The 4,430-nt window shown below is 67.9% G+C and carries 4 protein-coding genes; 2 read left to right on the top strand and 2 right to left on the bottom strand.

Features of this window, described 5'->3' with window-relative positions; all coding sequences use genetic code 11:
- The coding region (locus AB0M20_RS29105) for a hypothetical protein (protein WP_364303509.1) at positions 1-614 on the bottom strand (614 nt) is incomplete at its 3' end.
- A gap of 690 nt (positions 615-1,304) precedes the next feature.
- On the opposite strand from AB0M20_RS29105, the gene AB0M20_RS29100 reads away from it, so the two are divergent.
- Together AB0M20_RS29100 and AB0M20_RS29095 are read left to right on the top strand one after the other, a co-directional pair.
- Complete coding sequence (locus AB0M20_RS29100; RefSeq protein ID WP_364303508.1) at positions 1,305-1,778, top strand: NUDIX hydrolase; 474 nt, start codon at positions 1,305-1,307, stop codon at positions 1,776-1,778.
- Between the two features lie 271 nt (positions 1,779-2,049).
- Positions 2,050-2,790 (top strand): hypothetical protein, encoded by a 741-nt coding sequence (locus AB0M20_RS29095; protein ID WP_364303507.1) that lies wholly within the window; start codon positions 2,050-2,052, stop codon positions 2,788-2,790.
- Between the two features lie 189 nt (positions 2,791-2,979).
- Here the strand turns inward: AB0M20_RS29095 and AB0M20_RS29090 are convergent.
- The coding region (locus tag AB0M20_RS29090) for a tyrosine-type recombinase/integrase (protein WP_364303506.1) at positions 2,980-4,430 on the bottom strand (1,451 nt) is incomplete at its 5' end.

Below are 4,430 nucleotides of genomic sequence, written 5' to 3'. Positions count from 1 at the left end.
GTGGCGGTTCTAGTTCGGTATGGCGGATCTTGAAGGATGCTCGCGAACTCCGCGCTCGCCTTGTCCAAATCGAGCCGACGGCCGGCGAGCCGGGCGAGGAACGGCTCTATCCGGAAGCGCAGCAGGCGCTGGTAGCGGATCGCGTAGGCCGCAACGTGAGTGACCGGATGGCCGTCGAAGTGGGCCAGGAGCGCGTAGCTGATCATCTGGTTGATCGGCTGGATGAGGTAGAGGTCTTGGTCTAGTCGGCCCGTCTTGACCTCCAAGATCGTTGCGCCAACGAAGAAGTCGGCTTGTCTCAGGCCGCCCAGCAGCGGGACCTGGGCGGTTGCGGTTCCGTATGACCTGAGCGCTGCACAGAAGCCGCTGGTGTAGCTGGTCCAAAGATCGTCGAACGCGATCCGCTCGAACTTCGTCTCGCCGCCGTGACGCGGGAGGGCGCCGGGATGCCGTTCGAGGATGCGTGCGACGACTTCTGGATCGGGTCGGCCGCCCCAGCGCGGATTCAGAAAATTCGTTGACCTGAGCCAGGCGGTAGGCGGCGAGGAACACACCGGCTGGCGCAGGTGTGGCGGCGCCGCCGCCACACCACAAGTTTCGGTCGGCTGTTTCATCTTGTCGGTATCCCGCACGGGCCAGGAGCCGGGCTGCCCGGTAATCGCCGAGCAATCGGAACCGGCCGAGGTACGGCGGCCGGTCGCAGAGCGACAGTCCGATCGCGTACTCCATGAGGTTGCCGAGGAATGACTTGTCGGTGACGTCGACCGGCATCGGGGTGTGGCTCCGCAGGTCATTCCCGATCTCGACACACAGACCGTGCCGTTGCGGGAAGTTCCTGCTCAGCCACGCCTCGGCCGGACTCTTCGGATTGGTGGGCATGTTGGTGGTCCTCTCGTCGATGGGCGGCGACGGTTTGGCCGCGCGCACTCGCGAGACGAGCGATCCGTGAAGGCAGACGAAACGTCAGAATGAGACGGAAGGATGCCGCGCGGGTTCTCAGCCCTCGGCTCGAAATGGCCGCGACGGGCTCCGCAAAGAAAGGCGGCGAGCCGAAGCTCAGTATCAGATGTGGGGATGCGAACGGACGCTGTCCCACGGGTCACCGTAAGCGGTCCCCGCTTCCCGGCGCAATGCCAACTTGGAGCACCGCGATGGCCGGCCCTCGAGCCAAACCCCGCTCCGGCAGCATCGTCTGGCCTACCGCTCGGCTTTTCTGGCACGGGCTGGCTTTGGGTTGCCACGCCTCACCCACATGAGGTGTTTCGTCGGGCTTGGCGCTCGCCGCTCGCGGTTAGCCTGTCGCGATGACCAACGACTTCACCGCCACGCTGCCTCGCAAGCGGATGGGGGCAGCGGTGCTGTTGTCTGACGACCGCGGCCGGGTGCTGCTGGTCGAGCCGACGTACAAGGACTACTGGGAGATCCCGGGCGGCGCGGTCGAGGCCGACGAGTCGCCGTACACGGCAGTGGTGCGCGAGCTCAAGGAGGAGCTGGGGCTGTCGGTGCAGCCGGGCCGGCTGCTGGTGACTGACTGGGTGCCGCCTCGTCCGGAGCGCACTGAGGGCTTGATGATGGTGTTCGACGGCGGGGTTCTCACGCCAAAGCAGGCGGCGCAGATCAGCCTGCCGGCCGAGGAGTTGCGCAGTTGGGCCTGGTGCACCGAGCAGGAGGCCGGCGAGCGCTTGTCGGAGCTGCTGGCCCGTCGGATCGCCGCGGCTGTCCGGGCTCGGGCCGAGGACACCGTTGTCTACCTGGAGAACGGGTTCTTCGTCGCCTGACGTGCCAGGAACGTGAACCGCCGGGTACGCGATCGACCCCGACCTGTGGCACGGCGCCGGTGCCGACTGCAACAGTAAGTGCAACCAGTGCCATGCCGGCTGCCGCGACAGCCCGCGAAACAGCTAGGCCACCATCCCCCTGTGTCCGTGGCTGGGCCACCTAAAGTAAGTGGCCCGGCCGCGGCGTGTGGGGAGGGGGACAGCGCGCCAGCAGCAGTGGCACGACCTGCCCGGCGAGCTCAGGGCCGCGATTGCCCGTGAGACGGGCGCCGTGCGCAGCGTGCGGACGAACGCGGCCGGGTCGGTGGCCAGGTTCACCGCCACTGTGGAAGCCGACAACGGCACCTACTTCTGTAAGGGCGTACCCGCCGGCCCCGGTCCGGCGCTGCGCGCTGCGCGCATCGAGGCGCGGGTCAACCCGCACCTGCCTGCGGCGCGCGTACCGCGCCTGCGGTGGACTGTTGAGGCAGCGGATTGGCTGGTCCTCGGATTTGACCACTTTCCCGGCCGGCATGCCGACCTCGGCCCCGGCCCACCGGACCTGCCCTTGGTTGCCGCCGTACTCACCGAGCTGGCTACGGTGTTGACGCCGTGTGGCGTGCCGGTGCAACCGGCCACCGTGCGCTGGGGAGACTGGATCGACCCGGCTGTGGTCGATGGGGAGACCCTGGTGCATACCGATGTCACACCCAAGAACTTCCTGGTCAGCAGGGTCGGTGACATTCAGGTGATCGATTGGGCGATGCCGGTTCTCGGCGCGGCATGGATCGACGCCGCGCGGATGATCGTGCGGCTCATCCGGGCCGGGAATGGACCCGGCCAGGCCGAGGCGTGGGCTTCGACCGTTCCGTCGTACGCGGCCGCACCTGCGCAGAAAGTCACCGCGTTTTCGCTGGCCATGGCTCGGCTCGCCAGCTACCGGCGAACCCAAAACGCCGCCGAACACGTCCACCAGCTCGCTGCAGCCGCCGACGCGTGGGCGGCGCACAGGACAGCGGCGCAAATTGGGTGAGCTGGCGGGCCTGAGTCCTCCGCCATGAAGCCTCGGGCCAGCATGGGCGGCTGTTGTCGCTGCAGCAGTCTGGCCTTGGCTTGCTCGAACTCGGCGGCGCTCAGTCACGCGAGCGAGAAGAGCTGGCAGCATCCGCTCGATCCTGGCAAAGGCACTACCAGCAGAAGTGAGTGCTGCTGCCCGACGCGGTCATCCCGCCCTGCGGGGAATGAGGTTGGCGGCGGCGTCCGCGTTGGGCCGGCGCAGCTCCAGGATGACCGAGGTGTACGTGTCCGAGGTGAGCCCGATCGTGGAGTGGCCGAGCACTTCCTGGATCTCTTTCATGTCGGCGCCGCCGTGGCGTAGGTAGGTGGCGGCGCAGTGGCGCAGGTCGTGCAGCCGTACCGGCGGCAGCCCACTCGCTTTGACGAGGTAGTCGAAGCGGTCACTGACGATCTGTGGATGCCACGGCTGCCCGTCGGGCCGGACGAAGAAGAACCCAGTGTTCGGCCACTCGTCCCCTTTGGCGTCGTGCCAGCCCTGCCGCATCGTGAGGTAGTCGGCGAGCACGGCGACGGTCGTAGTGCCGAGCGGGATGATCCGGTCTCCGGCGTCGCTTTTCACTTTCCGCACGATCGGCGTGTAGCCGACGGTGGTGATCTGCTGGACCACGGTCAGGTACGCCTCGCCGAGGTCGACGTCGTGGTCACGCAGCCCGCACGCCTCCCCGCGCCGCAGCGCGCGGTGCAGGATGAGCGCAAACAACGGATACAGCACCGGGTCGTGCCGCTGGGCGTAGTCGAGGAACAGCCCTGCTTGCTCCGGCCGCCACACCATCACCGGGCTCGGCCGTTCCCCACTCGCCCGCCACCACTCGATAGCCTTCGGCGTCCACACTCGAGCCTTCGGCCGCGCACCGGATTCCAGCTCCACCCCGAGCGCGGGGTTGGCCGGAATCAGCTTCGCCCGCCGGACCGCGTCGTTGAGCGCCACCCGCAGCGTCGCGAACAACCGCCGCATACTCGAGGCCTTCAACGGCCGAACACCCCGAAACTCCCTGCGCACGCCGGGATCGGTGCTCGCCCGTCCGGCGCGGATCGTCTCGTTGCGGGTGTCGAGTGCGGTGAACATGCCCTGGATATGGCTCGTCCGTAGGTTCTGCAGCGGGATCTCCCCGAGGTACGGGATGAGATACGCGCGGATGTGGTCGCCGTACCCCTGCACCGTCTTCGGCGCCAGCCCGCGCCGCCCGGCCAACCAGGTGGTGAGGTACTCGCCGGTCGTGATCGCCGTCGTAGCGGATACGCCGGCCCGAACCCGTGCGGCGACCGTGTCGCGGTCGGGCAGTGGACTGCCGTTCTTGCAGGCGTACAGCATGTCGCCGATCTGCATCACGAGGTGCTCGTCCGCGCCGGCCAAGGCCAGCAGCGCCCGCGCATGATCAAGCTCGGCTCGGGCAGCGTCGCGGCTATTCAGGCCGCCCCGACGCAGCTGGCGTCGGCTGCATCCCGGCGCGGTCGGCAACTCAACCTGGAAGCCCCAGGTGCCGTGGACGGTGCTCCATGAGCCGCCCAGCCGGCGCAGCTTCGGGCATCCGCTGTTGAGCCGTCTACCGGTGGTCTCGTCTTTGCAGGTGCAGCGTTTGGTGATCGATCCTTCGC

The organism is Actinoplanes sp. NPDC051633, assembly GCF_040681735.1.
Classification (GTDB): Bacteria; Actinomycetota; Actinomycetes; order Mycobacteriales; family Micromonosporaceae; genus Actinoplanes.
This window is presented reverse-complemented; position numbering and strand designations above follow the sequence as displayed.

Bases quoted from the DNA above. Each gene is read 5' to 3' on its own strand.
- AB0M20_RS29100 (WP_364303508.1), top strand. From the start codon at position 1,305: ATGACCAACGACTTCACCGCCACGCTGCCTCGCAAGCGGATGGGGGCA.